This is a genomic window from Micromonospora sp. HM134, from assembly GCF_007833915.1.
Taxonomy (GTDB): domain Bacteria; phylum Actinomycetota; class Actinomycetes; order Mycobacteriales; family Micromonosporaceae; genus Micromonospora; species Micromonospora wenchangensis.
Map to the genome: position 1 here is coordinate 2866846 of NZ_CP041061.1, position 23446 is coordinate 2890291.

Consider the following 23446-nt stretch of genomic DNA (forward strand, 5'->3'; position numbering starts at 1 on the left):
ACATCACGGCTTAATTAATGTCGTCATTAAAGTGGTTGTCCGCAGGACCGTCAACCCCGGGGTCGTACAGTCGCTCCGGACGGCCCGGGGGAAGGTGGCGGGGTGGAGTTGGCGCGAGCGACGAATCGGAGCGTGCGGCTGCGGAACCGCTCCGCGCTGCTGTCCAGGCTCTTCCTCGACGGTCCACTGACCCGCCAGGACCTGATGCGCAGCACCGGCCTCAGCCAGCCCGCGATCAGCAACGTGGTCAGTGACCTCATCGGCGAGGGGCTGGTCGTCGAGGCCGGGGTGGCCGAGTCCGACGGCGGACGTCCCAGCATGATGCTGCGCGTCGCGCCCCGGTTCGCCTTCGTCATCGGGGTGGACGTCGGGGAGACCCTGGTCCGGGTCGAACTGTTCGACCTCGCCATGACCGTGCTGGCCCGCGCCGGCTACCCGCTGGACCCGGCGCGCACCGAACCGGCGACGGTCGCCGGACACGTGCTGGCCGGCATCGACGCGGTCACCACCCAGGCCCGGGTGTCCTGCGCCGACGTGCTCGGCGTCGGGATCGGTGTGTCGGGCGTGGTGGAGCAGGGCACCGAGGCGGTGGTGCACGCCCAGGCCCTCGGCTGGGACCGGGTGCCGCTGGAGCGGTTGATCCGGTCGGGCACCGACCTGCCGCTGCACATCGACAACGGCGCGAACACCCTCGGCCAGGCGGAGATGTGGTTCGGAGCCGGACGCGGTGCCCGCCACGCCGTGTTCGCCCTGGTCGGCTCCGGGGTCGGCGCGGCCCTGATGACCAACGGGGTCGCCTACCGGGGAGCGTCCAGCAGCGCCGGCGAGTGGGGACACACCACGCTGGTATACGGCGGCCGGACCTGCCGCTGCGGGGCCCGGGGCTGCCTGGAGGCGTACGTGGGCGCCGAGGCGATCATCGATCGCTACCAGGAGGCCCACGGCGGCCGGGCGGTGCCCGGCGGGGACGAGGAGTCCCGGATCGCCGCCCTGGTCGAGGCCGCTGCCAGTTCGCCCACCGCCCGTCGGGTGCTGGAGGAGACCGCCGGCTACCTCGGCGCCGGGGTCGCCAATCTGATCAACCTGTTCAATCCCGAGCGGGTGGTGCTGGGCGGCTGGACGGCGATGGCGCTCGGCGGTCTGCTGCCCGCAATCCGCGAGGCGGCCGGACGGCAGGCGCTGCGCCAGCCGTACGAGCAGGCGTCGATCGAACTGTGCCGGCTCGGCGTGGACGCGGTCGCGCTCGGCGCCGCCACCCTGCCGGTGGCCCGGCTGCTCGCCACCGGAGGACTGCGGCCGACAGTCGATAACCACCATAGGTAGCAACCGGGATAAATAACACTGTTATAGATCGATGTCTTGACGCCCGTGCAACATGACCGCAACACTCGGGAAGAGAGCGCTCTCCGGTCGCGGGCCGGTCCCGGCGGCACCACCCCGGCACCCGCGACCGCTCTCCTCAGCCCCGTCGTGCCCGGCGTCCGCACCCCCTACCGACAGGCGAAGTTCATGACATCTCGTGTCACCCCCGCACGCCCGAGAACGGGCCCACGGCGCTGGCGGCGTACCACCGTCGGCGTGGTCGTCGCCCTCGTCGCGGCCCTGACGCCGACCACCCTGGCCGCGCCGGCACACGCCGCGCCGGCACTGCTGTCCCAGGGCCGCCCGGCCACCGCGTCGTCAACCGAGGGCACCGGCTTCCCGGCATCGGCAGCGGTCGACGGCAACACCGGCACCCGCTGGTCGAGTGCCTTCAGCGACCCCCAGTGGCTACAGGTCGACCTCGGGGCCCGGGCCACCCTCAGCCAGGTCACGCTGGTCTGGGAGGCCGCGCACGCGCGGGCGTTCCAGATCCAGACCTCCGACAACGGCACCACCTGGACCACCGTCTGGAGCACCACCACCGGCACCGGCGGCACCCAGACGGTGCCCGTCACCGGCAGCGGCCGGTACGTGCGGATGTACGGCACCACCCGGGCCACCGGCTACGGCTACTCGCTGTGGGAGTTCCAGGTCTACGGCGAGAGCGGTGGAACCGACCCGGTCGAGCCCACCGACCCACGCAACCCGAACTTCGGCCCGAACACCTTCGTCTTCGACCCGTCCACGCCCACGGCCACCATCCAGAGCCGGCTGAACACCCTGTTCACCCAGCAGGAGACCAACCAGTTCGGCCCACAGCGGTACGCCGTGCTGTTCAAGCCCGGCACCTACACCGCCGACGTCAACCTCGGCTTCTTCACCCAGGTCGCCGGGCTGGGCATGAGCCCCGACGACGTGAACCTCAACGGCCACGTCCGGGTCGAGGCCGACTGGTTCGGCGGCAACGCGACGCAGAACTTCTGGCGCGCCGCGGAGAACCTGTCGGTCACCCTGCCCGCCGGAGTGACCGTCGAACGCTGGGCGGTGTCGCAAGCCGCACCGTACCGCCGGATGCACCTGCGTGGCGCGCAGAACCAGATCCAGCTCTGGAACGGCGGCGACGGCTGGTCCAGCGGCGGCCTGCTGGCCGACACCCGCATCGACGGACTCGTCGTCTCCGGCTCCCAGCAGCAGTGGTACTCGCGCAACAGCGAGTTCGGCAACGGCTGGACCGGCTCGGTGTGGAACATGGTCTTCCAGGGCGTGACCGGCGCACCCCCGCCGCACTTCCCGAACCCGTCGCACACCGTCATTGCGCAGACTCCGCAGATCCGCGAGAAGCCATTCCTCTACATCGACGGCACCGGCGAGTACCGGGTGTTCGTCCCGGCCTTGCGTACCAACTCCACCGGCACGAGCTGGTACGGCAAAACCCCGGCCGGCTCGTCCATCTCGCTGAGCCAGTTCTTCGTCGTCCGGCCGGGCACCAGCGCGGCCACCATCAACGCCGCGCTCGCCCAGGGCCGGCACCTGCTGTTCACCCCCGGCGTGCACCACGTCACCGAACCGATCCAGGTCAACCGCGCCAACACGGTGATCCTCGGGCTCGGCCTGGCCACCATCCAGACCGACAACGGCACCGTCGGCATGCGGGTCGCCGACGTCGACGGGGTCAAGGTCGCCGGCCTCATGTTCGAGGCCGGGCAGACCACCTCGCCCGTGCTCATGGAGGTCGGCCCGCCCGGATCGTCAGCCGACCACTCGGCCAACCCGACCTCGCTGCACGACGTCTTCTTCCGCATCGGCGGGCCGGGCGTCGGCCGGGCCACCAACACCCTGACCATCAACAGCGACGACGTCATCGGCGACCACATGTGGCTGTGGCGTGCCGACCACGGCGACGGCGTCGGCTGGACGGTGAACACCGCCGACACCGGACTGACCGTCAACGGCGACGACGTCACCATGTACGGCCTGTTCGTCGAGCACTACCAGAAATACCAGACCGTCTGGAACGGCAACGGCGGCCGGACGTACTTCTACCAGAACGAAATGCCCTACGACCCACCCAACCAGGCCGCCTGGACGAACGGGGCGACCCGGGGCTACGCCGCGTACAAGGTGGCCGACTCGGTCACCAGCCACCAGGCATGGGGGCTGGGCAGCTACTGCTACTTCAACGTCAACCCCGCGGTGGTCGCCGACCGGGCCATCGAAGCGCCGACGAACCCGAACGTCCGGTTCACCAACATGGTCACCGTCTCGCTCGGCGGGGTCGGCACCATCAACCGGGTCGTCAACAGCGCCGGCGGCACCGCCAACACCACCAACCAGGTCGTCTACCTGACCAACTACCCCTGACCAGAGCTGTACCGCTCAAGGACGGTGGTTGAGGTCGTGTGACGACACGACGTAGAGGGACGTGATGACGAAGGCCTCCGGTTGTGGAGTGGAACCGTCCAGGAACCGCTGCGGCAACCAGGAGGCCTTCGTATCCCACGCTGACGCCGCTTGACCCGCCAACCCGCATACCGACAAGCCCGCCGCACCTTCAACCGGACCTGACCGACCCCATCTCAAACACGCCCACCGCCATCAGACCAACCCTGCGGCGACTACTGTCAGACGCCCCGCCCCCCCGCTCGCGCTGAGCGTTGAACGATCTCGCTACGTCGCGGCGAGTTGTGTGAACGTGCAGGTGGTCGGCGAGTTTGCGGATGCTCCACCGGCTGGACGGCCGCCCCAACTTCTCGGAGCGGATGATGGCCGTCTCGACGATTGCTGCCTTGTCATCGGGACTGATCCGGCTGGGAGGCAACCCATCGCCCGCCTCGGTCGGATCGGTGAACCGGCTCCCCGACGGTCGACTCTGAGTAGCTGCTGACCTTCTTGATCACTGAGCCGCCGCACGCGCACAAGATCCGCCTGGGTGAAGAAGGGTCGCGAGGTGCGCGGCGAGGCCACCGGCACGGGTGGCTGTCGGGCGTCGGCGGCGTGCGGCAGGGCGGCCATCGCTCGTTTGTGCCGGGTAGCCGAGGGTAGCCAGGGCCTGTCCGGGACGGGAAGGGCGGGAGCATGGTCGAGCTGAAGTTCTTCGACAAAGTGGCGGCACGGGCGGGCGTTACGCCGGACACGGCGCAATCCCTGACCGTGGCCACCCTGCGTACCCTCACTGAGCGGATCAGCGGCGGCGAGGCGGCGGACCTGGCCGACCGTGTGGCGTACGAGCTACGCCAGTTCATGGTCAAGGGCACGGATGAGCCGGAAGCTTTCGGTTACGACGAGTTTCTGCGGCGGGTGTCCGACCGCGCGGGGGTGGAGCGCGGCGTCGCAGAGCGTGGCGTGCGGGCCGTACTGCAGACCTTGCACCGCGTGGTCGGGCACGGCGAGTTCGAGGATGCGATGGCGCAACTGCCGGAGGACCTCCGGGCCCTGGCCCGGCCGGTGCCCCGCGGGCCATGACCGGTACCGGCCCTGGTTGGCGGCCGTTTCGCAAGACGTTCCTCCGGTAAGTGGCTCGTAGCCTCGTCACACGAAGTGAGGGAAAGCAGTCCTTTTCTTCTCCCTCACGGGAGGGATTCCTGCGGGGCGCCGTGGAGGGTTCCTGCTTCATCGCCGATTGCCCGCATAGGCTTCCGGTCGGAGTTCACCCAGCGCGTCAGCGCACGCGCCGGCGTGGCGTACTCCTGGCCCAGAAGGGACGTTGCCCACGCCCGCAGGTGCCTGGGAAGGCAGAGTCGAAAAGGATGCCGGTCGCGGACACCTACGAGACTCTCCAACTGGTCGGGAGGGAGAAGCCGTGAACTTCGCCGAGTTTCTCGAAGCGGTGAGGAGGCAGGCGGGACTGCCACCGACGGAGGCGGCGAACGTCATCCGAGCCACGCTAACGACGCTGGCGGAACGGATAAGTGGTAGCGAGGCCCGCAATCTGGCCACGCAACTTCCCGAGGAGTATCGAGGGTACCTGCACAAGGAAGTGGATTTCGCCGAAATTCTCGATCGTGTGGAATTCCTGAACGAAGTGCGGACGCGGTCAGGATTGGATGACCAGCAGGCGGCTGAAGGTGCTCGCGCGGTATTGATGACCCTGCGCGAGGCAATGAGCGCCGACGAATTCGAGAACCTGGACTCCGAGCTGTCGGAGGACATTCGGCAGCTGTTTCATCCGGAAGGCCGAGTCTGGGCTTGACACGAGCCAGACCCTGGGCCGAGCGACGGGACAGCCCATGTCGAGCCGGCGGGCGGTCAGGCCAGACAGACCACGCAGCAACTGACTCAGAACCGTGTGGCAGCGGCAAGATCCGGGCGGTTCAGGGCGCGTTGGGTCACCGCAGGGGGCAACAGCAGCAGAGCTGATCGAGGTCCGCCGTGGTGTGTTGCTGCCGCACGTGGGGCAGGGGGCCCGCCCGGGTGCGGGTACGGCTGGAGGAGCTCGCGGCTGGGGTGTTCGCGGGGTTGCCGCGGTCGGGCCCCATCGACTACTCCGGTGCCAGCGTCCGCAGGCCGACAGTGCGGTGGAGAAGATTTCGGCCAACCGAACCGCTCGACATCCTTCGCTGGAGCCGTCCCGCTCGAAAGCATGGGTGCCCCGGCGCCGGGTACCCGCCGGGCATGGGTAGCCACAAGCGCAACAAGCATGACAGCGGCGGCGAGTCGGCGCGGGGCCGCCGGCATCCGGGCAGCGGAGCGCGGGGCCGGCAGGGGGCCACCGTGGAGAATTCGCCGGACCAGCGACACGAGCGCACCGCGACCGGATCGGCCGGGACCGAGCGCGACCATGGCCGGTCGAAGACGTCCCGAGAGGGAAGGGTCAACCGGCAGGGTACGGCCTGACCTGCGGTCACCCCCTCCGTGCACTCGTCGGTCCGCTCCGCGCCTGCGGGGAGTAGATGCCGCATCGCCGACGGGTGCCCGGCTATGCTCCCGGCTCGATCCTCGACCTCCCGATCGGCGCGGTTGAGCCGGCCGCCGTGCTCGCGTGGAGGCTTGTCCCAGGACGGGAAGAGGGAGACCTCGACGAGCCGGTCCCGGACTTCCGCTCACGGAACGGTCCCCAGCGCGCAGTCCCGGTTGCTCAGTGCGCACTGCGCGGGCCGGTCGCGAGGCGCGGCCGAGCATGGCGGGCCGTCGATTCGCCGCTCTCGGAGCAGCCCGATCCGGTGACCGCTCGGGGTTTCCCCTGCCCGAACCGGTCGAGCCAGAACGCTGCACGTCGCCGAGAGGGCCGCGTTCAGCCGACTGCCGGGCGAGACGCCGGCCGACCGCCGGGTCCGGCGCGCCCGCACTCAGATTCGACCGGTACGGCGCCTCACCTCGGTCGTGGTGACGGTCGTGGCGATCGGCCTGATCCTCACCACCTTCCCTCCGCTGCGCACCATCGGACTGTCCGTGCTCACCTCGGCGGGTGTCGTCGGCGCGCTGCTCGGCCTGGCCGCACGCACCGCGCTCGGCAACGCCTTCGCCGGCATCCAGGTCGCCTTCGCCGACGGACTCCACGTCGGAGACGTCATCGTGGTCGACGGGCAGTGGGGGCGCGTCGAGGAGGTGAAGCTGACAAACGTGGTCATCCGGCTCTGAGACGACCGGATGCTCATCCTGCCCAACAGCTGGTTCACCGAGCACCCCTTCCAGAACTGGACCCGGCATGAGACGCGGGTGGTCGGCGAAACCCGGCTCCACGTCGATCACACCGCCGACCTGGACGACCTCCGCGCCGAGACGAGGCGGATCGTGGAATCTTCACCACTGTGGGACCGGCACCAGTGGGTGCTGCAGATGGTGGATGCGACGCCCCAGACCGTCGTGGTCCAGGTCCAGGCATCGGCGGCCGACGGGCCGAGTGCGTGGGACCTCCGCTGCGACGTCCGCGAGGCCCTTGTCCGGTACCTGCGCGACCACCACCCCCAGTGGCTGCCCCGCACCCGCGGCGAGTACCACCCCTGAGTCCGCACACCCGCCGGCCGCCGAGTCCGGGAAGCTCGGATGTATCCGCGACCCCGCCGTGCAGGACGTCGTCGCCGTCTTGATCCCGGACACTGCGGGCGGTCCAGCGCAGCAGGACCGGTCCGGCGTCGACGCGGGTGCGGAACAGGGCGTACGGCTTGCGCCGCGGTCCTGTCCCCGCTGGTACTTCGGCTGTCGGTGCAGCTGGTTGACGGTGACGTAGAGGTGCCCGTCCGTGGCGACGGACATGGTGTCCGGCCGGAGCAGACGGGGATCGTGCACGACGGTCTCGTACTCTCCGTCCGGCTGCCGGCGCAGCACGGCGTTGTTCTCGTACGAGGTGAGGTAGAACCGGCCGGCGTCGTCGGTCTCCAGGCCGTCGGAGCCGCCCTTGTCACCCTCGTCCGCCACCGTGGCGGCCACCAGATCCTCGGTGAGGTCGGACGGTCCGATTCCAGGCGCACTTGCTGTTCGAACTGGTCGTACAGGTATTGCGGTCCCGTGCTGTGGGACTCCGTCCCGACCGCCGAAACGCTCGGCGACGCTACAGCATCTCCAGCGGTTGCGGACCGGCCGGCGGCGGGAACGCCGTGTCGAGTGCCGCCATGTCCTCCTCGCTCAGTCGCAGGTCACACGCTTCCGCGTTCTCCCGGGTGTGTTCGGGGTTGGACGACCGGGGGATGGCCGCGACGCTTTCCTGCCGCAACAGCCAGGCCAGCGCCACCTGAGCGGGCGTGACCCCGTGCCGAGCGGCGGTCTCAGCGACTTGGGGGTGGCCGAGCAGTCGGCCCTGCTCGATCGGCGAGTACGCCATCACCGGGATGCGGTGCGCGAGTTGCCACGGCAGCAGGTCGTGCTCGGGACCGCGGCGGGTGAGGTTGTACAGGATCTGGTTGGCCGCGCAGGCGCCGCCGCCCGCCTCGACTAGATCCGTCATGTCGGAAACATCGAAGTTGCTCACGCCCCACTGCCCGATGTCGCCGGCGTCGACGAGTTCGGCGAACGCCTCGATCGTCTCCGCGAGTGGATGTGAGCCGCGCCAGTGCAGCAGGTAGAGGTCGATGTGGTCGACGCCGAGTCGTTGCAGGCTGCGGCGGCAGGCTTGCACCGTCCCCCGTCGGCTGGCGTTGGACGGGAGCACCTTGTCGACCAGAAAGACGTCGGAGCGTCGTCCGGTGATCGCCTCGCCGACGAGTTCCTCGGCGGCACCGTCACCGTACATCTCCGCAGTGTCGATCATCGTCATGCCCAGGTCGATCCCGGTCCGTAGGGCGGCTATCTCGTCCTGCCGCCTCTCGGGGCTCTCGCCCAGGTACCAGGTTCCCTGGCCGAGCACGGGCATCGTCTGGCCGGACGGTAGCTCGATCGCGTCAAGAGCGAGGGTCATTTCGTCACCTTTCCGGAGCAGCCTGGGCACCAGTAGGTTGCCTGCTTTGCCCGCTACGACAGGCAGCACACCTCGTAGCGGACCTTCTCCGCGGGGGGTCCTCGCTGTGCAGAGGGCAGGTGGCCGCATTTCCGCCCCAAGTGACGTTCGCCGGTCTGTTTGCGCCACCGGTGACCGTACGAGCCATTGGTCCGCCAGCGCTCCGTTCGGCAAAAACGTCGGGTGGGACGCGGAAATCGTCGACGAGGTGGCCGGCGAGAGGATCGCGTGGCGGTCGACCGGCGAGGCCGACGTGCCGAACTCCGGCACGGTCCGGTTCGTGCCCGCCCCGGACGGCGTCAGCACCGAGGTGCACGTCGTTATGTCGTACGACATTCCTGGTGGTGCGGTCGGCAAGGTGATCGCCAGGTACTTCGGCGAGGAGCCGCACCAGCAGCTCGACGATGACCTGCGCCGACTCAAGCAGGTGCTGGAGACCGGCCAGGTGGTCCGGTCCGAGGGCGCCCCGTGGGGCAAGCGGGCCCGCAAGGAGTTCCCGCAGCGTCCGGCGCAGCCGCCGTCGGATTCCGAGCTGGCGAAGGGGGCGGACGCGTGAGGGCGAACACCTGGGCGGGCCGCAACAAGGTCAAGGTCCGCGACGTACCGGACCCCAGGCTCCTGAACGAGCGCGATGCCGTCGTACGGATCACTTCCACCGCGATCTGTGGCTCGGACCTGCATCTGGTCGATGGGTATGTGCCCACGATGCAGGACGGCGACGTCATGGGTCACGAGTTCATGGGTGAAGTGGTCGAGGTCGGCCGAGGCGTCGACCCGGCTCGGCTGCGCGTCGGGGACCGCGTCGTCGTTCCGTTCCCGATTGCCTGCGGCGCGTGCGGCGCCTGCGCCGCCGAGCTGTACTCCTGCTGCGAGAACTCCAACCCCAATGCCGGGATCGCGGAGAAGATGTTCGGCCACCCGGTCGCCGGGATCTTCGGCTATTCGCATCTGACCGGTGGCTTTGCCGGCGGCCAGGCACAGTACGCGAGGGTGCCGTTCGCCGACGTCGGTCCACTGAAGATCGAGTCCGATCTGGCCGATGAGCAGGTGCTGTTCCTCTCGGACATCCTGCCCACCGGCTACATGGGCGCCGAGATGTGTGACATCCAGCCCACCGACGTGGTGGCGGTGTGGGGCGCCGGCCCGGTCGGCCAGTTCGCCATGGACAGCGCCCGGGTGCTCGGCGCCGCGAAGGTCATCGCCATCGACAAGGAGCCGTACCGGCTGCAGATGGCCGAACGGGCGGGCCACACGCCGGTGAACTTCGAGGACGTGGACGTGCGGTCCCGGCTGCTGGAACTGACCGGTGGGCGGGGACCGGACAAGTGCATCGACGCGGTCGGCATGGAGGCCAGCCACGGCAGCGCGCCCCTCTACGCCTACGACCGGGTCAAGCAGGCAGTCCGCTCGGAGACCGAGCGCCCGCATGCGCTGCGGCAGGCGATCATGTCGTGCCGCAGCGGTGGCATCGTGTCCGTGATCGGCGTGTACGGCGGTCTGCTGGACAAGTTCCCGGCCGGCGCCTGGATGAATCGGGCGCTGACCCTGCGTACCGGTCAATGCCACGTGCAGCGCTACATGAAGCCGCTGCTGCAGCTCATCGAACGTGGCGAGATCGATCCGACCCGGGTCATCACCCACACCCTGCCGCTCGACGAGGCGGAACGCGGCTTCGAGATGTTCAAGAACAAGCAGGACAACTGCGAGAAGGTCGTCCTCAAACCCTGACCATAAACCGCATCCCCGGTGACCGAGTGGCTGGGGCGGGCCTCAGTGCTCCTGCCTCACCGGACCAGCCGGGCCGCCAGCCGCAGTCCGGCTCAGTCACTGACTGTCAAGGCGAGCAATCGCAGGTTCTCCTCTGACGGGCTGCCTGGGTCAGCGGTGTAGAGGAAGAGCGTCTGGTCCTCGTCGCCGGGCAGAGTCAGGGCTTCGTACCGCAGGGTGATCGGCCCGACGGCAGGGTGGATCATGTGCTTGGTGCCGTGGGTGCGCTCGTGGACCTTGTGGCTGTTCCACCACGTACGGAACTCAGGGCTCTTGATCGTGAGTTCACCGACCAGCTCGCTGAGCCGGGCGTCGTCCGGGTTGCGGCCGGCGTAGAGGCGCAGCGTGCCGACGACATCAGCGGCCACCGACGGCCAGTCGAGGAAGGCGGCACGGGCACCGGGATCGAGAAAGGTCCACCGCGCGTAGTTGCGGTCCCGGGCCGGCAGCCGCGTCCAGTCGGTGAGCAGGGCCCGGGCGAGCAGGTTCGCGGCCAGCACGTCGGTACGCCGGCCCAGGATCACCGCCGGATGCTCGGTCATCGAGGCGATCATCTGCTGCATGGCCGGGCGGACGCGTTGCGGCGGTGTCTGCCTGACGCGTTGCCGGGCCGGTCGCGCGAGGTCGGCCAGGTGCGCGCGGGCGGCCGGCTCCAGTCGGAACACCCGTGCCAGGGCGTGAACGACCGCGTCCGACGGGGTGCTGTGGCGGCCCTGTTCCAGGCGGGTGTAGTAGTCGACGCTCACTCCGGCGAGATGCGCCACCTCTTCCCGACGCAACCCGCGTACCCGCCGCCCGACCGCTGCGCCCGGTGCGACGATCCCGGCCGTCTCGGGGGTCGTGTTGGCCCGGCACGTCCGCAGAAACTCGCTCAGGTCCGTGTGCGCCGCCATGCCAGAAATTATGGCGCGGCCCGTTTCCCGGCGAGAAGACCGTGCGGGGGCATGGTGTTCCCAGGTAGCGCTGGGCCAGCTGGAACCTGTCGGCGCCCGCGATACAGCGGCCAGGATCGAAACCGTCGAAATCCGAACGCCACGAGGAGAACCTCATGTCGCACCCCACCACCTGGTTTGTCACCGGCACGTCGCGGGGGCTGGGACTGGAACTGGTCACCCAACTGCTACGTCGCGGCGACACCGTGGCCGCGACCACCCGCACGGCGCGGCGCCTCGACGAGGCACTCGGCGAAGCCGATCGGTCCCGGCTGCTGATCCTCGAACTCGACCTCACCGACGAGGCGGCCGTCGCGGCGGCCGTGGAGAAGTCCACCCAACGGTTCGGTCAGATCGACGTGGTGGTCAACAACGCGGGGTACGGCTTCCTCGGCGCGGTCGAGGAGGTCTCCGACAGCGAGGCCCGGCAGATGTTCGACGTACAGATCTTCGGAGTCTGGAACGTGCTACGGGCGGTACTGCCGGCCATGCGGGCGCGACGCGGCGGCCGCATCATCAACATCTCGTCGATCCTCGGCTTGACCGCGTTCCCAGGCTGGGGTCTCTACTGCGCCGGAAAGTACGCCCTGGAAGGCCTCACCGAGGCGCTGGCCGCCGAGGTCTCCGGCTTCGGCATCGACGTGAACCTCATCGAGCCCGGTTACACGCGCACCGACTTCCTGCGTACCACCTCTCTCGGCCTGCCGTCGGCCACGATCGCCGGATACCAGTCGATCCGGGAGATGACCGAGGCGCATCTGGCGATGCCCGGCACCCAGCTCGGCGACCCGGTCAAGGCCGCCGCCGCGATCATCGAAGTGGCCGCCGACGGCAAGGCCCCGTTGCACCAGCTACTCGGCTCCGACTCGTACGGGTTGGCGAAGGCCCGCATCGACGCGCTGACCGCCGATGTCGAGAACGGCCGCAAGGTGGCCCTTTCCACCGACATCACGCCGGACGCGTGATCCGGTACCGTGTCGTCGGGAGATTGTCGCCGTTGACCGCCGTCGCGGTAGGCGAAGACGAGCCGGCCGGCGACCGGCCCGGCCGGCGCGGTGGCGTACGTCGGCATGCCCACCACCTGCATGATCCGGTCCAGAGTCCTTTGTTCGTTCCAGAGGCCCTTCCTCCTGCCACGCCACCGTGCCGCGCGCAAGCCACCGACATCAATGGCCGCTGACCTCACGCGCCGGTCTGCGGGATGCCCTGGACGCCCACCAGGACGCTGCCGCAACCGCGGCCGCCGACAGATACGGTGGTGTTCAACACGACGAGCACGGTCGACCAGCATCGCGACCGATCCCGCCGCTCTCGCCGCCGACGCCCTGAGCGGACCGTCCGGACGGCCGCTAGACTGCCCGTCGCGATAGGATGACCGTCTGTCAGCCGTGGCCGTTCTGCGCCCTGCTCGGCGAAGGGAAGTGGTGGCCCCAGGTGAGCACGCTGCCGGGACTCGCGGCGGACACCGCCTCCACCGCCTTGGCGATAATGGCCCCGGACGGCCGCTTTCTCTGGTGCAACCCAGCCGGTCACCGGTTGGGTGTCGGGCTGGCAGAGTTGCCGCTGGGGCAGATCGGGCCCGACGAGCCCGCAGTGGACCACCCGGTGCGAGGTGCCGACGGGGCCACCAGGTGGTTACGGGTGCGATGTCACGGCATGGAGCACGAGGGGCAACCGCTGCGCCTGTACGAGCTGCGTGACGTCAGCGCCGAGCGGCAGGAACGCGACCGTGGGCGCAACTACCGGTGGCGGCTGGCCCACCTCGAGCAACTCGCCAAGGTGGGCACCTGGGAGTGGAACGTACTCACCGGTGAGGTCGTCTGGAGCGACGTGCTGCTGCAGATGTTCGGTCTGCCCGCTGATGCGCACCTCGACTACGACTCCTACCGGCAGATGTTGTACCCGGACGACGTCGCGATGATCGAACGGACGTTGGAGAAGGCCCTGCGCGACGGCGGCTCGTTCTCCTACACGCATCGGATGTACCTCGCCGACGGCGCGACACTGCGCGTCTTCGAGTGCTACGGCGAGGTCTTCCCCGACGCCGCTGGGGCGCCGGCGCGCGTCCTGGGCACCGCCCACGACATCACCGCGATGCGGCGAGTGCAGGACGAGCTGACCAAGCTGGCCGAACGCGACCCGCTGACCGATCTGCCGAACCGCCGTGCCCTGCTGGCCCGCCTCGACGACCTGATCGCCGAGCTGCGGGAACGGTCCGCGGCGTTGCTGCTGATCGACATCGACAACTTCAAGGACATCAACGACGTGCACGGGCACGCGGTCGGCGACGACGTGCTGCGCGTCCTGGCCCGGCGGCTGCTGCATGAGCTGCCCGACGGCACGGTGCTGGGCCGCCTGGGCGGCGACGAGTTCGCGGTCGTCCTGCCGGGGGCGTACGCCGAGGACGCCCTCGCCGTCGCCGAGCGGCTCTGCGACGCCAGTGTCCGCACGCCCGTGCCGTTGGCCGGCACCGGGCTGCGGGTGACCCTGAGCATCGGTGCCGCCTCGCTGGAACCGGGCGACACCCGCGACACCGTGCTCGCCCAGGCCGACCTCGCCCTGTACGAGGCGAAGAACGCCGGCCGCAACCGGGCCAGGCTCTACCTGCCGGAGCAGTACCGGCACGCCGTGCAGCGCGTCAACGTTGTGACCCGGGTCCGCAAGGCCCTCGACGAGAACCGGATGCGGTTGGACGCCCAGCCGATCATCGACCTGTCGACCGGGGAAGTGGTCAGCCGCGAACTGCTCATCCGGCTGCGGGACGGCGGCGAGCCCAGCCTGTCACCGGCGGAGTTCCTGCCGACGGTGGAACGTGACGACCTCATCGGTGAGCTCGACCGGTGGGTGGTGTCCACCGCCACGCAGGCGCTGGCCCACCCCAAGGCCATGACGGCGGGAATGTGCTTCGACATCAACATCTCGGCCCGATCCCTGGAATCGCCGGGCTTCGGTGACTGGGTGGTGCGCACCCTGCGCGCTGCCGGCATCGACGCGAGCCGGCTCGGCCTGGAGATCACCGAGACTGCGGCGATCACCAATGTCGCCGCGGTGCGGCACCTCGCCAGCACCCTGCGCGACGCCGGATGCCGGCTGAGCCTGGACGACTTCGGCGCCGGGTTCGGCTCGTTCGCCTACCTCAAGCACCTGCCCTTCAGCACGGTCAAGATCGCGGGCGACTTCGTCCGCCAGGCGGATCACGGCGGCGCCGATCCCGTGCTCATCGACGCGGTCGTCCGCGCCGCGCACGGCCTGGGCATGCGAACCGTCGCCGAGTCGGTGGAGCGCGCCGAGCTGGTGCCGGCGCTGCGGACGCTGGGCGTGGACGCCGGCCAGGGCTACCACCTGGGCCGACCGACCCCATTGGACGAACTACTCGGTCGAACGTTCAACTCGCGGCAGGGCGGCGGGGCGACCGGGACAGTCGTGGGGCATCCTGAACCCTGATCAACCGCCCCGGTTTGGAGACTCAGGTGAACGCACCCCGGACAAGGCCGTTCCCCACCGGCGCCGAACTCGTCACGAGCGACCTCGACGCTGCCCGTAACTTCTACCAGGACCTGTTGGGCTGGACGTACCAGGCCACCCCCGACGGCTACACCGCGCTCGCCGACGGGGTTCCCGCCGCCGAGCTGCGGTTCGGTCCTGCCCCGGCCCGCTGGTGGACTGTCTTCGGCGCCGCTGACGAGGCCACCGTCCGAGCCGCCGCCGGCGCAGCCGGCGCCCGGCTGACCGGCGACGAGGTGCACGACCCGCTGGGCGGGAGCTTCCGGCTACGCACCGCACCGGCCCCGGTGGCCCCGGGCCTCGGTCGGCCCTGCTGGTACGAGTACATGACGACCGACCCGGCCGGAGCGGACCGGTTCCACACCGCCGCCCTGGGCCTGCGGTCCAGCGTGCCACCCGGCGCCCCCGACGACTCGTACGCCCTGCTCGTCAGCGACGTCGCGCCGGTCGCCGGCCGGCTCGCCACGCCTGCGCCGCTGGATACCCTGCTACCCGCCGGCTGGATGGTCTATCTGGCCGTGGCGGACCCGGACGACGTCGCCGAGCGGGCCCAGCGGGGCGGTGGCCGACTGCTGGTGCCGCCGCGCGACGTGGTGACCGGTCGGGTCTGCGCGCTCGCCGACCCGGCGGGAGCCGTCTTCACCGTCATTCGACCGGCCCACGCCGGTAGCTGACTGCCAGGCGTTCTCCCGCAGGTCGGCGTCACCCCGGCGTCCCAAGACCGGCACCGAGACACGACGGGACCCGGCCTGCCACGCGTTCAGGCATCCCCTCGGAGGATGTCCCGCGATCGCGGGAGCGGGGATCTGGTCAACGACGGGCCGCGCGCCGCCGCAGCCCACCCACCAGCACGACGAGGACGGTCGCTGCAGCTCTCCGGACCCGCATTCCATGCGCACCGCCCGACGCGGCCGGCAGGCCCTCGTAGGTCACGAGCTCTCGGGACGCGTCACGCGGATCCTCCATCACGCAGCGAAGCGAGACGCGCCCGCTCGGTGTCCACATCGAACTCGACGTCACGGGCGGCGACCCGTGTCACGAGTTTCTCAAGCGCGTCGAGCAGCCCGCTGCGCAACAGGGCTGCGGGCTGCCCGGCCCGCAACACGTCCTCACTGTTGTACCGGAGTTCACCGCTCACGGTCCGTGTGGCGAGGCGCAGGCGGGGACGTTGCAGTCCCGTGGGCTCGGACACGACGGTGAGGTCGCCGCCCACCGTCACGAACAGGTCGTAGTCGTAACCCCACTCCAGACCGCGAAGCTCCGTCTGGAGGCGTTTGAGCTCGGTGATCACCTCACCGGGAATCCCCGGTCCGCCGAAGACCGTGCGGAATGAGAGTCGCCCCGTGGTCGGGATGCTCACGCGGTCACGCCGTCCGGGGTGCTGATCCGCCAGAATTTATCGGGCGGCCCCTGCGGGATGACCGGCGAGATCCACTCCGTGACCACCTCAAGCACGGCCCGTTCGAGGTCGTCGCGCGTCCAACCGCGCGGACGCCCGGGCACATCGGGCTCCCAGCCCTCCTCGCCCCAATCGACCCCGAAAAGGTGGCGCTCCTCGTCGAACCGCTGATGCAAAGCGAACGCGGCGTCACCGCAGAAACGCACCCACACGTCGAAAGGCCCCTCGCCATCCTGGTCGACGAACACATCGATAAAGATGCCTTCGACGTCGCCTCCGGCTTCCTCCGCCGCCAAGCGGAACCGAGCCAGCCGGCTCGCCACCTCCGCCGTGCGCGTGGCGAGGATCGACCCGAGCTCGTCTGCGTAGTCCCGCGCATCCATCTTCGCAGGTTATCTGCGCTGCCACCCGAGAACGAATCACCGCTGCGCGCCTTCCCCATCCAAGCCGCCGGCACGCTCACGACATGACGAGGACCGCGCAATCGCCGCTGACCGTGGCAGCAGTTGAGTCCTCCCTGAAGCAGTCTCATTCCCTCTGAGTAAGGGCTCCGGTCGGTCACGAACGTGCCGTACCCCACCCGTAACGGAGTGCCGCACGTGTCACCTACACCGTGCTGTGGGAAGACCGGGCAGGTACGTCGGAGCGCAGGCTTGCGGCGAAGGCGACTGAACCGAGAGCCGCGGAAGCGGCCGCCGCCAGGCGGCAGCTTCCGAACAGCGGCGCGTCGTCGACGGGGAGTGCCTGCGGATCTCCCGGAAAGATCGACGATGGTGATCTGGTCGATGCGCGGTCGGCGTCCGGGGGTGAGGGCGAGCAGGGGGCCGAGGGTGTCGATGACCCGGTGCGCGGCGGAGTGCGACACCCCGAAGAGCGGTCCGATCTGCCGCATCGTCAGGTTCGTGCGCCAGTACGCGGCCACCAGCAACACCCGGTCGGCGAGGTCGAGCGACCACTGCCGGCCCGGCCGACCGTCAGCGATCGCGTCACCACCACGCTCGGCGACCAACCTGACCAGCCTGCGGAACTGGGCGGGCTGCAGCCCGGTGAACGGGATGATCCACTCCGGGCGGGCCGCCGAGATCACCTGCACCCGAACATGATCCACCATGGACCAAGCATCGAGTTACGAGACGTCCTTCAGGCATGTTGCTTTCGGATGCCCAGCGGTCGTTGTTCGAGGGGATGCTCCTGAGAGGGCGGTCCGCAGTAACTTGATCTGATCTATGCGTTGCGTCCGGTTGGCGGCCTTCCGGCGGGTTCACAATGCATAGCGCCAGGTCGATCTGCGGGATGTGAGTCTTGGTCGTGACTGTCGGGCGGCTGCGGCGTTAGCCGGAACGGTGTGCGCAGTGGTGGCGGGCATGCCGTCAACCACACGGTCTGATCGTGGGGACAGCATGCGTGACGGCGGCGTCGCGGGTGAGGTGGCCGTAGGTATCGATGGTGGTGGCCATGTTGCTGTGGCGCAGCGTCTTGGACACCACGGCGATCGGCACCCCTCGGTTGATTGTGATCGTGGCGGCGATGTGTCGCAGGTCGTGCACCCGAATCGCCGGAAGCCCGGCGTCGGCGGTGAGACGCCGCAGGTGGTCGAGCACGTACTGCGGCCGTAGGGGTTGCCCGTCGGGTCTGGCGAACACGAGGTCGAGATTGTCGTGATGGCGGGTGGGCACCTGTTGCCGGCATTGGCGGCGGCGTTGCCGCTGCAACGCGTCGACGGCGCGGGTGGACAGGGCGATCCAGGCCCGGCTGCCGTGGGTATTAGGCGCATTGAACATGCTGCGGCTGTTGTCGACGCTGACCAACGTTGAGTGCACGAACAGTGCCCGTGCATCGAGGTCCGCGATCTCGCAGGAACGCCTCCTGCTCGCGGGATTGAGGCAGCGGTCCGCGCGACCACACGTCGCTGTCGGCACCTCATGACCTGCGTCGCCTTGTGTCATGCTGCTCAGCATCGGGCGATCCGGCCCGATGCTGAGCAGGTGCCGCCAGTTCGTCCATCCGCTCCAGGTGCGAGGAGGTCGCGGGCGGCTGGCCGCCGCACGGTCATCGCGCGCCGCGTGGTCAGGACTGCAGCGGGCGCACCTCGACAATCATCTCCGTCTCGCAGCAGATGTCCAGCGTCAGCGCGGCGACGGTGACCGCCGAGCGGGCGTGCCGTCCGCGCTCGCCGTACAGGTCGATGAGCAGGTCCGAGCAGCCCTCGGCGACCACCGACGGCTTGTTGAAGCCGGGCTCGCCGTAGACGTATGCGTTGATCTTGACGATCCGGACCACGTCGTCCAGGTCACCGATCTCCTGACGCAGCGAGGAGAGCAGGGCGAGCGCGTTGTAGCGGGTCGCCGCACGGGCCTCGGCGACGCCGATGGTCACGCCGACGGGCCCCTTGAAGGGGTAGCCCCCCTCGTGGAACGGACCGTGGCCGGCGAGGTGGACGAGGTTGCCGGTGCGGACCGCGCGGACCCGGCGAGTGCCCGGCTTCTCCGGCAGCACGGGCAGTTCCAGGCCCAGTTCCGCGATCTTCTTCTCGATCTCCATCGTGCTGCTCCCTCAGTTCCGGTCCCAGAAGACGATCCGTTTGCGGGCCAGCTCGATCAGCTTCGTCATGCCGATGCCCATCAGCCCGAGCAGGATGAGGATCGCGAAGACGGTGGCGATGTCGAGCCGGAAGTTGGCCTGGAGGATCAGCACGCCCAGCCCCATCTGGCCGCTGACGAACTCGCTGACGATCGCGGCGATGACCGCGTAGACCGCGGCGATCTCCAGGCCGGCGAAGATGAACGGCAGGGCGCTGGGCACGATCACCAGACGGATGGTGAGCGCCCGGCCGGCGCGGAGCGAGCGCATGAGTTCGAGCCGCTCGGCCGGCACCGAACGCATTCCCGACACGGTGTTGACGAAGATCGGAAAGAACGTGACGAGGACTGCCAGCGCGACCTTCGACTCGATGCCGAATCCCAGCCAGACCACCATCAGCGGAGCGATCGCGATCTTCGGTACGGCTTCGATCATGACGATGTACGGGCGGATGATCGCCTGCGCGGTGGGGGAGATGGCAACCAGGCCGCCCAGCAGGAGACCGATGACCACGCCGCCGCCGAACCCGAGCAGCACCTCTTGGAGCGTGCGCCAGAAGTGCGGGTAGAAGCTGGCCGGACCGGTTTGCGCGAGTCCTCGCCAGAGCGCCTGCACGACACTGACCGGGGTGGGGACCAGCACCGAGTTGACCTGGGTGACCCGGACCGCGACCTCCCAGCCGACGATGATGAGCAGGAGGGAGGCCGGAAACCAGAGTCGCGCGGTGATGCGGCGCTCGGCCGGCTCCCCGCCGCCGAGGGTTTTCCGGGCCGACAGGACTTTCTCCGACACTGCCATGCGTCACTCCGGTCGGTCGAGGAGCTTACGGATCTGGTTGGTGTACGCGCCGAAGTCCGCCGAGCCGGTGACCTCGAGTTCGCGGGGCCTGGCCAGGGTGACGTCGACGATCTCGCGGATCGTGCCGGGGCGTCCGGTCATCACGATGATCCGGTCGGAGAGGAACACCGCCTCGGCGATGCTGTGCGTGACCAGCAGGATGGTCTTGCCGGTCTGCTGCCGGACCCGCTCCACCTCGAGGTTCATCTGGTCGCGGGTCATCGCGTCCAGCGCTCCGAACGGTTCGTCGAGCAGCAGCAGCCGGGGATCCTGCAACAGCGAGCGGGCCAGTGCGGCACGTTGCTGCATGCCGCCGGAGAGTTCGCCGGGGTACTTCTCGGCGAATCCGTCCAGCCCGACCATCTCGATCAGGGATCGGGCCCGGGGCCGTACGTCCCGGAACCGGCGTCCGGCCACGATCCCGGGCAGGGCGACGTTCTGTTCGACCGTCCGCCACGGCAGCAGGACCGCCTGCTGGAACATCAGGCCGACGTCGGTCCCCGGTCCGGCTCCGGCGGCGTTGACGTCCACCGTGCCCTCGGTCTCGCCGGTCAGGCCGGCGACGATGCGCAGCAGGGTCGACTTGCCGCAGCCGGACGGGCCGAGGATGGAAACGAACTCGCCCTCGGCGACGTCGAACGACACGTCCGCGAGGGCGACGACAGGGGTGCCGGTCCGGGTGCTGTACACCTTGGACAGGCCCCGGGCCGACACCACCGGTGTCCGGGTCACGAGGTCGGCCACGACGTCGCCTTGTCCCGTACCGCCGCCGCGTCGATCGAGCCGATCTTGGCGGCCACGTCGTTGGTGTAGAAGGCCGAGACGTCCTTGACCTTCTCCTGGACACCGAGGAACTGGACGTATGCCTGCCACGATTCCGTGGTGAACTGGCCGTACGGCTTCTCCGCCGAGCCGTCGTCCTCGATCACGTCGATCCGGCGTTTGAGCACCGGCAGTGCGGCCTGCATGGCCTTGGCCCGGTCGCCGGTCGGGGCGAACTGCGGGTACTGCTCCCAGTGGATGCGGATGGCCGCCTCCGGGTTCGCCTTGGCGAACAGCACGGATTTGGTGTACGCGCGGGCGTATCCCGCCGCCGCCTCGGGGTTCTCGGTCAGCCAGGCATTGCGGGCGAGCAGCCCGGCTCCGAAGAGGTTCGCGGTCACGCCGGGCTTGTCGAGGTAGCGGAACTGGTATCCGGCGGCCTCCAGCGCGGCGTATCGCACGTCGTTGATGACCAACGCGTCGATGTCGCCCTTCTTGAGCGACTCGGCCGCCGCCGCCTCGGTGCCGACGGCGACGAAGTCGACCGAGGCCGGGTCGACACCGGCGGCGCGCAGGCCGGCCTTGGCGAAGAGTTCGAAACTGCCGCCCAGGGAGGCCAGGCCGATGGTGGCGTCCTTCAGGTCGGCGAAGGACCGGACCGGGCTGTCCGGCAGGACCGTCGCGTCGAAGAGGAACTTCGGTGCGACCTCGTAGAAGTACCGCAGGTCGAGGTTGCGACCGTCGGCGGCGGCCTGCACCAACACGTCCGGGCTGGGCGCGGAGATGTCGGCCTGACCGGCGGCGAGCAGTTGCAGGCAGGCGCCGGTGCCGCCGGAGACGGGCAGCATCTCGAGGGAGATCTTCTCCTCGGCGAAGTAGCCGAGCTTCTCGCCGATCCAGAACGGCGCGCCGCTGGCGGCGAGCGTCTCGGCGCAGTAGACGTAGCGGACCTTGCTGACTCCGTCCGCGTCGGCGCCGCCGCCCGCGCCGTCGTCGCCACACCCGGTGGCGGAGAGCGACACGGCGAGCACACCGGCGAGGAACAACCGCTTTCTGATCATCCGACTACCTCCACGACCGTTCCGGATGGGCCCCCGACTGTCATGTTCCGTTTAGCGGAACATTGTTTCTGTGGTTGATGAAGCTAGGGAGTGGTCGGGATCGCTGTCAAGACATCGCCCGGACGGCGGTGGCAAAGTCGGCCATCTGTACCAGCGCGTCGTCGCCGCTGATCCGACCGGCGAACTTGACCACCAGATCGGTCACACCGACCTCGGTCTTCAGTCGCCGTACCCAGTCGACGCAGGTGGCGAGGTCACCGACCACGTACCGATCCGCCAGCCGGCTGGCGAAGTCACCGACGCTGGCCTGGGCCACCATGGGATTGCCCCGCAGCAGGTGCAGCTCGTGCGAGACGCGCAGGTACTCCTCGGCGTCCCGCCGGGCCTGCGCGTCCGTCTCGCCCAGCACCACGTGCCGGACCAGGGGTCGCAGGGCGGCCGGTGGCCGGCCCGAAGCGGCCCGGTGCTGGTCCACGGTCGCGAAGCCCTTGACGACCTCGTCCACGGTGAGCGCCGCGTCCGGGAACCAGGCATCTGCGTGTCGGGCCGCCCTGCGCATCGCGGCGACCGACCGACCGCCGACCCAGACCGGGACCGGCCAGGCGGGACGGGGGGAGAGGGTGAAGTCGACCAGGGTCCGGGCGTCGTCCCGGTACGAGATCGACTCCTGCTGCCAGAGCCGGTCCATCAGGGCCAGGTGACGGTCGGTGACGGCACCCCGCCGGCGGACGTCGGCGCCCAGCGCGGCGAACTCCGGCTCGTCCCAGCCGATCCCCGCGCCGAGCACGGCCCGGCCCTCGCTGAGGTTGCTGAGCAGTGCGAATTCCCCGGCCAGCCGCACCGGGTCGACCAGCGGCAGGATCAAGATGTTCGTGCCCAGCCGGACCCGGTCGGTCCGGGCCGCGACCGCTGCCAGCACCAGGTGCGGAGAGGGCCAGTAGGTGGGGTAGCCGTGGTGCTCGCCAAGCCAGACCGAGTCGTACCCCATCGCCTCGGCGGCGACGGCGTGGGCGACGGTACGGCGCACGTCCGGCCCGCCCTCGGGCAGCCGGACCCCGAGTCGGAGCCTAGCCACGGTCGGCCGCCGGGTAGCTGGCCTGGTCGAACACCCTCATGTCATGGCCGGGGAGCACCACGTCGGCGTGTTCGGCCAACCGGTCGAAGGACCGGTAGTAGTCCGCCAGGTTCACGTGGGTCCGGGACGGGACCACCCGGTAGGGCCCGGCGCCCCGCCAGTTCTCGAACTGGGCGCAGTGGTCCCCGGCGAGGGCGTACCGGCCGGCGGCGGTGTCCACCACCATGGCGGTCATGCCGGGGGTGTGCCCCGGGATGTGCAGCAACCGTAGACCGGGACGGAGCGTGACGTCGCCCTCGATCAGCCGCGTCCGGTCCATGGTGGCCAGCCAGCGGGGGGTGAAGCCGAGCGCCGGGGCCTCGTAGGCGGCCTGATGCACCGGGTACGGCGCGACGGCGTACGCGACCTCGCTGCGCTGTACCACGAACTCGGCGTTCGGGAACAGGTGGTTGTTGCCGCAGTGGTCGTAGTGCAGGTGGCTGAGCACGACCGTCCGGACCGCGGCCGGGTCCACGCCGGCGGCGGCGAGCGCGGCGGCCGGTTCCTCCTCGGCCGTGCGCTCGAACGGCCGGTGGTGCCGGGTCACCCACTCCGCGTCCGGCGAGCCGGTGTCCAGGACCGTCACGTCGCCCCGCTCGTCCCGGACCACCCAGATGATGTGCGGACTGTCCACCGTGTCCCCGGGGTGCTGCCCCCAGAGCAGGTCGGCGCGTCGGATGCCGGGGGCTCGACCCACTCGTACCGGCACGATCTGCGATCTCATCGTCCTCCCGCCCCGACGGGCCAGCCGTCGATCGG

At 69.6% G+C, this 23446-nt stretch carries 22 protein-coding genes and 1 pseudogene; 11 read left to right on the top strand and 12 right to left on the bottom strand.

The annotated features are described in order from the left end of the window. Window positions 1-102: 102 nt before the first annotated feature. From FJK98_RS12565 to FJK98_RS34820, 6 genes are all read left to right on the top strand, one after another. Window positions 103-1323 carry an ROK family transcriptional regulator gene (locus tag FJK98_RS12565; RefSeq protein ID WP_088642438.1) on the top strand — a complete coding sequence of 407 codons (1221 nt, stop codon included), beginning with the start codon at window positions 103-105 and terminating at the stop codon, window positions 1321-1323. Between the two features lie 186 nt (window positions 1324-1509). Next, window positions 1510-3723, top strand: a complete 2214-nt coding sequence (locus FJK98_RS12570; protein WP_145919181.1) for a discoidin domain-containing protein — start codon at window positions 1510-1512, stop codon at window positions 3721-3723. 714 nt (window positions 3724-4437) lie between these two features. Next, a complete protein-coding gene (locus tag FJK98_RS12580; RefSeq protein WP_145919182.1) occupies window positions 4438-4824 on the top strand; it encodes a DUF2267 domain-containing protein in 387 nt (128 codons plus the stop codon). A 337-nt stretch (window positions 4825-5161) separates the two neighbouring features. After that, on the top strand, window positions 5162-5551 hold the full coding sequence (locus tag FJK98_RS12585) for a DUF2267 domain-containing protein (protein ID WP_145919183.1): 390 nt from the start codon (window positions 5162-5164) through the stop codon (window positions 5549-5551). Window positions 5552-6693: 1142 nt separating this feature from the next. Next, a complete protein-coding gene (locus tag FJK98_RS34815; RefSeq protein WP_370517044.1) occupies window positions 6694-6939 on the top strand; it encodes a mechanosensitive ion channel domain-containing protein in 246 nt (81 codons plus the stop codon). Between the two features lie 9 nt (window positions 6940-6948). Continuing rightward, complete coding sequence (locus tag FJK98_RS34820; RefSeq protein WP_370517045.1) at window positions 6949-7305, top strand: mechanosensitive ion channel family protein; 357 nt, start codon at window positions 6949-6951, stop codon at window positions 7303-7305. Window positions 7306-7849: 544 nt separating this feature from the next. Here FJK98_RS34820 and FJK98_RS12600 read toward each other — a convergent pair. Then, on the bottom strand, window positions 7850-8692 hold the full coding sequence (locus tag FJK98_RS12600; protein ID WP_145919184.1) for an aldo/keto reductase: 843 nt from the start codon (window positions 8690-8692) through the stop codon (window positions 7850-7852). Window positions 8693-8939: 247 nt separating this feature from the next. On the opposite strand from FJK98_RS12600, the gene FJK98_RS12605 reads away from it, so the two are divergent. Then, window positions 8940-9287, top strand: coding sequence for a hypothetical protein (locus FJK98_RS12605; protein ID WP_240762793.1), 348 nt, complete (start codon window positions 8940-8942; stop codon window positions 9285-9287). Beyond that, entirely contained in the window at window positions 9284-10459 is a 1176-nt protein-coding gene (locus FJK98_RS12610) for a zinc-dependent alcohol dehydrogenase (RefSeq protein ID WP_145919185.1), read from the top strand. Before FJK98_RS12605 ends, FJK98_RS12610 begins: the two co-directional genes overlap by 4 nt. A gap of 92 nt (window positions 10460-10551) precedes the next feature. Here FJK98_RS12610 and FJK98_RS12615 read toward each other — a convergent pair whose 3' ends face one another. Beyond that, complete coding sequence (locus tag FJK98_RS12615; RefSeq protein WP_145919186.1) at window positions 10552-11391, bottom strand: helix-turn-helix transcriptional regulator; 840 nt, start codon at window positions 11389-11391, stop codon at window positions 10552-10554. Between the two features lie 155 nt (window positions 11392-11546). Between FJK98_RS12615 and FJK98_RS12620 the strand changes: the two genes are divergently transcribed. From FJK98_RS12620 to FJK98_RS12630, 3 genes are all read left to right on the top strand, one after another. Beyond that, window positions 11547-12395 carry an SDR family NAD(P)-dependent oxidoreductase gene (locus tag FJK98_RS12620; RefSeq protein ID WP_145919187.1) on the top strand — a complete coding sequence of 283 codons (849 nt, stop codon included), beginning with the start codon at window positions 11547-11549 and terminating at the stop codon, window positions 12393-12395. A gap of 691 nt (window positions 12396-13086) precedes the next feature. After that, entirely contained in the window at window positions 13087-14874 is a 1788-nt protein-coding gene (locus tag FJK98_RS12625) for a bifunctional diguanylate cyclase/phosphodiesterase (protein ID WP_168222443.1), read from the top strand. A 26-nt stretch (window positions 14875-14900) separates the two neighbouring features. Next, on the top strand, window positions 14901-15608 hold the full coding sequence (locus tag FJK98_RS12630) for a VOC family protein (RefSeq protein ID WP_145919189.1): 708 nt from the start codon (window positions 14901-14903) through the stop codon (window positions 15606-15608). A 275-nt stretch (window positions 15609-15883) separates the two neighbouring features. Here FJK98_RS12630 and FJK98_RS12635 read toward each other — a convergent pair whose 3' ends face one another. From FJK98_RS12635 to FJK98_RS12680, 10 genes and pseudogenes are all read right to left on the bottom strand, one after another. Then, window positions 15884-16294, bottom strand: a complete 411-nt coding sequence (locus tag FJK98_RS12635) for a hypothetical protein (protein WP_145919190.1) — start codon at window positions 16292-16294, stop codon at window positions 15884-15886. Continuing rightward, complete coding sequence (locus FJK98_RS12640) at window positions 16291-16716, bottom strand: DUF6389 family protein (protein WP_145919191.1); 426 nt, start codon at window positions 16714-16716, stop codon at window positions 16291-16293. Before FJK98_RS12640 ends, FJK98_RS12635 begins: the two co-directional genes overlap by 4 nt. Before the next feature lie 380 nt (window positions 16717-17096). After that, window positions 17097-17444, bottom strand: a pseudogene (locus FJK98_RS12645) (transposase family protein); the annotation flags it as partial. 259 nt (window positions 17445-17703) lie between these two features. Next, window positions 17704-18291 carry a tyrosine-type recombinase/integrase gene (locus FJK98_RS12650; RefSeq protein WP_145919192.1) on the bottom strand — a complete coding sequence of 196 codons (588 nt, stop codon included), beginning with the start codon at window positions 18289-18291 and terminating at the stop codon, window positions 17704-17706. A gap of 109 nt (window positions 18292-18400) precedes the next feature. Beyond that, on the bottom strand, window positions 18401-18874 hold the full coding sequence (locus tag FJK98_RS12655; protein ID WP_088643340.1) for a RidA family protein: 474 nt from the start codon (window positions 18872-18874) through the stop codon (window positions 18401-18403). A gap of 12 nt (window positions 18875-18886) precedes the next feature. Then, the gene (locus tag FJK98_RS12660; RefSeq protein ID WP_088643341.1) at window positions 18887-19711 is read right to left on the bottom strand and encodes an ABC transporter permease; all 825 of its coding nucleotides are present in this window, start codon (window positions 19709-19711) and stop codon (window positions 18887-18889) included. A gap of 3 nt (window positions 19712-19714) precedes the next feature. Next, window positions 19715-20494: an ABC transporter ATP-binding protein gene (locus FJK98_RS12665; RefSeq protein ID WP_205789429.1), complete on the bottom strand. Its 780-nt coding sequence runs from the start codon at window positions 20492-20494 to the stop codon at window positions 19715-19717. Beyond that, window positions 20479-21573 carry an ABC transporter substrate-binding protein gene (locus FJK98_RS12670; RefSeq protein WP_145919193.1) on the bottom strand — a complete coding sequence of 365 codons (1095 nt, stop codon included), beginning with the start codon at window positions 21571-21573 and terminating at the stop codon, window positions 20479-20481. Before FJK98_RS12670 ends, FJK98_RS12665 begins: the two co-directional genes overlap by 16 nt. Before the next feature lie 106 nt (window positions 21574-21679). After that, window positions 21680-22648, bottom strand: a complete 969-nt coding sequence (locus tag FJK98_RS12675; RefSeq protein ID WP_145919194.1) for an LLM class flavin-dependent oxidoreductase — start codon at window positions 22646-22648, stop codon at window positions 21680-21682. Beyond that, entirely contained in the window at window positions 22641-23411 is a 771-nt protein-coding gene (locus tag FJK98_RS12680) for an N-acyl homoserine lactonase family protein (RefSeq protein ID WP_088643344.1), read from the bottom strand. Before FJK98_RS12680 ends, FJK98_RS12675 begins: the two co-directional genes overlap by 8 nt. Window positions 23412-23446 lie beyond the last annotated feature (35 nt).

What these genes read in the sequence shown, in the direction of transcription:
- FJK98_RS12570 (WP_145919181.1), top strand. Translation starts at nt 1,510, where the DNA reads ATGACATCTCGTGTCACCCCCGCACGCCCGAGAACGGGCCCACGGCGC.
- FJK98_RS12650 (WP_145919192.1), bottom strand. Translation starts at nt 18,291, where the DNA reads ATGCTGAGCAGCATGACACAAGGCGACGCAGGTCATGAGGTGCCGACA.
- FJK98_RS34820 (WP_370517045.1), top strand. Translation starts at nt 6,949, where the DNA reads ATGCTCATCCTGCCCAACAGCTGGTTCACCGAGCACCCCTTCCAGAAC.
- FJK98_RS12680 (WP_088643344.1), bottom strand. Translation starts at nt 23,411, where the DNA reads ATGAGATCGCAGATCGTGCCGGTACGAGTGGGTCGAGCCCCCGGCATC.
- FJK98_RS12660 (WP_088643341.1), bottom strand. Translation starts at nt 19,711, where the DNA reads ATGGCAGTGTCGGAGAAAGTCCTGTCGGCCCGGAAAACCCTCGGCGGC.
- FJK98_RS12580 (WP_145919182.1), top strand. Translation starts at nt 4,438, where the DNA reads ATGGTCGAGCTGAAGTTCTTCGACAAAGTGGCGGCACGGGCGGGCGTT.
- FJK98_RS12600 (WP_145919184.1), bottom strand. Translation starts at nt 8,692, where the DNA reads ATGACCCTCGCTCTTGACGCGATCGAGCTACCGTCCGGCCAGACGATG.
- FJK98_RS12625 (WP_168222443.1), top strand. Translation starts at nt 13,087, where the DNA reads ATGGAGCACGAGGGGCAACCGCTGCGCCTGTACGAGCTGCGTGACGTC.
- FJK98_RS12620 (WP_145919187.1), top strand. Translation starts at nt 11,547, where the DNA reads ATGTCGCACCCCACCACCTGGTTTGTCACCGGCACGTCGCGGGGGCTG.
- FJK98_RS12615 (WP_145919186.1), bottom strand. Translation starts at nt 11,391, where the DNA reads ATGGCGGCGCACACGGACCTGAGCGAGTTTCTGCGGACGTGCCGGGCC.
- FJK98_RS12655 (WP_088643340.1), bottom strand. Translation starts at nt 18,874, where the DNA reads ATGGAGATCGAGAAGAAGATCGCGGAACTGGGCCTGGAACTGCCCGTG.
- FJK98_RS12670 (WP_145919193.1), bottom strand. Translation starts at nt 21,573, where the DNA reads ATGATCAGAAAGCGGTTGTTCCTCGCCGGTGTGCTCGCCGTGTCGCTC.
- FJK98_RS12640 (WP_145919191.1), bottom strand. Translation starts at nt 16,716, where the DNA reads ATGGATGCGCGGGACTACGCAGACGAGCTCGGGTCGATCCTCGCCACG.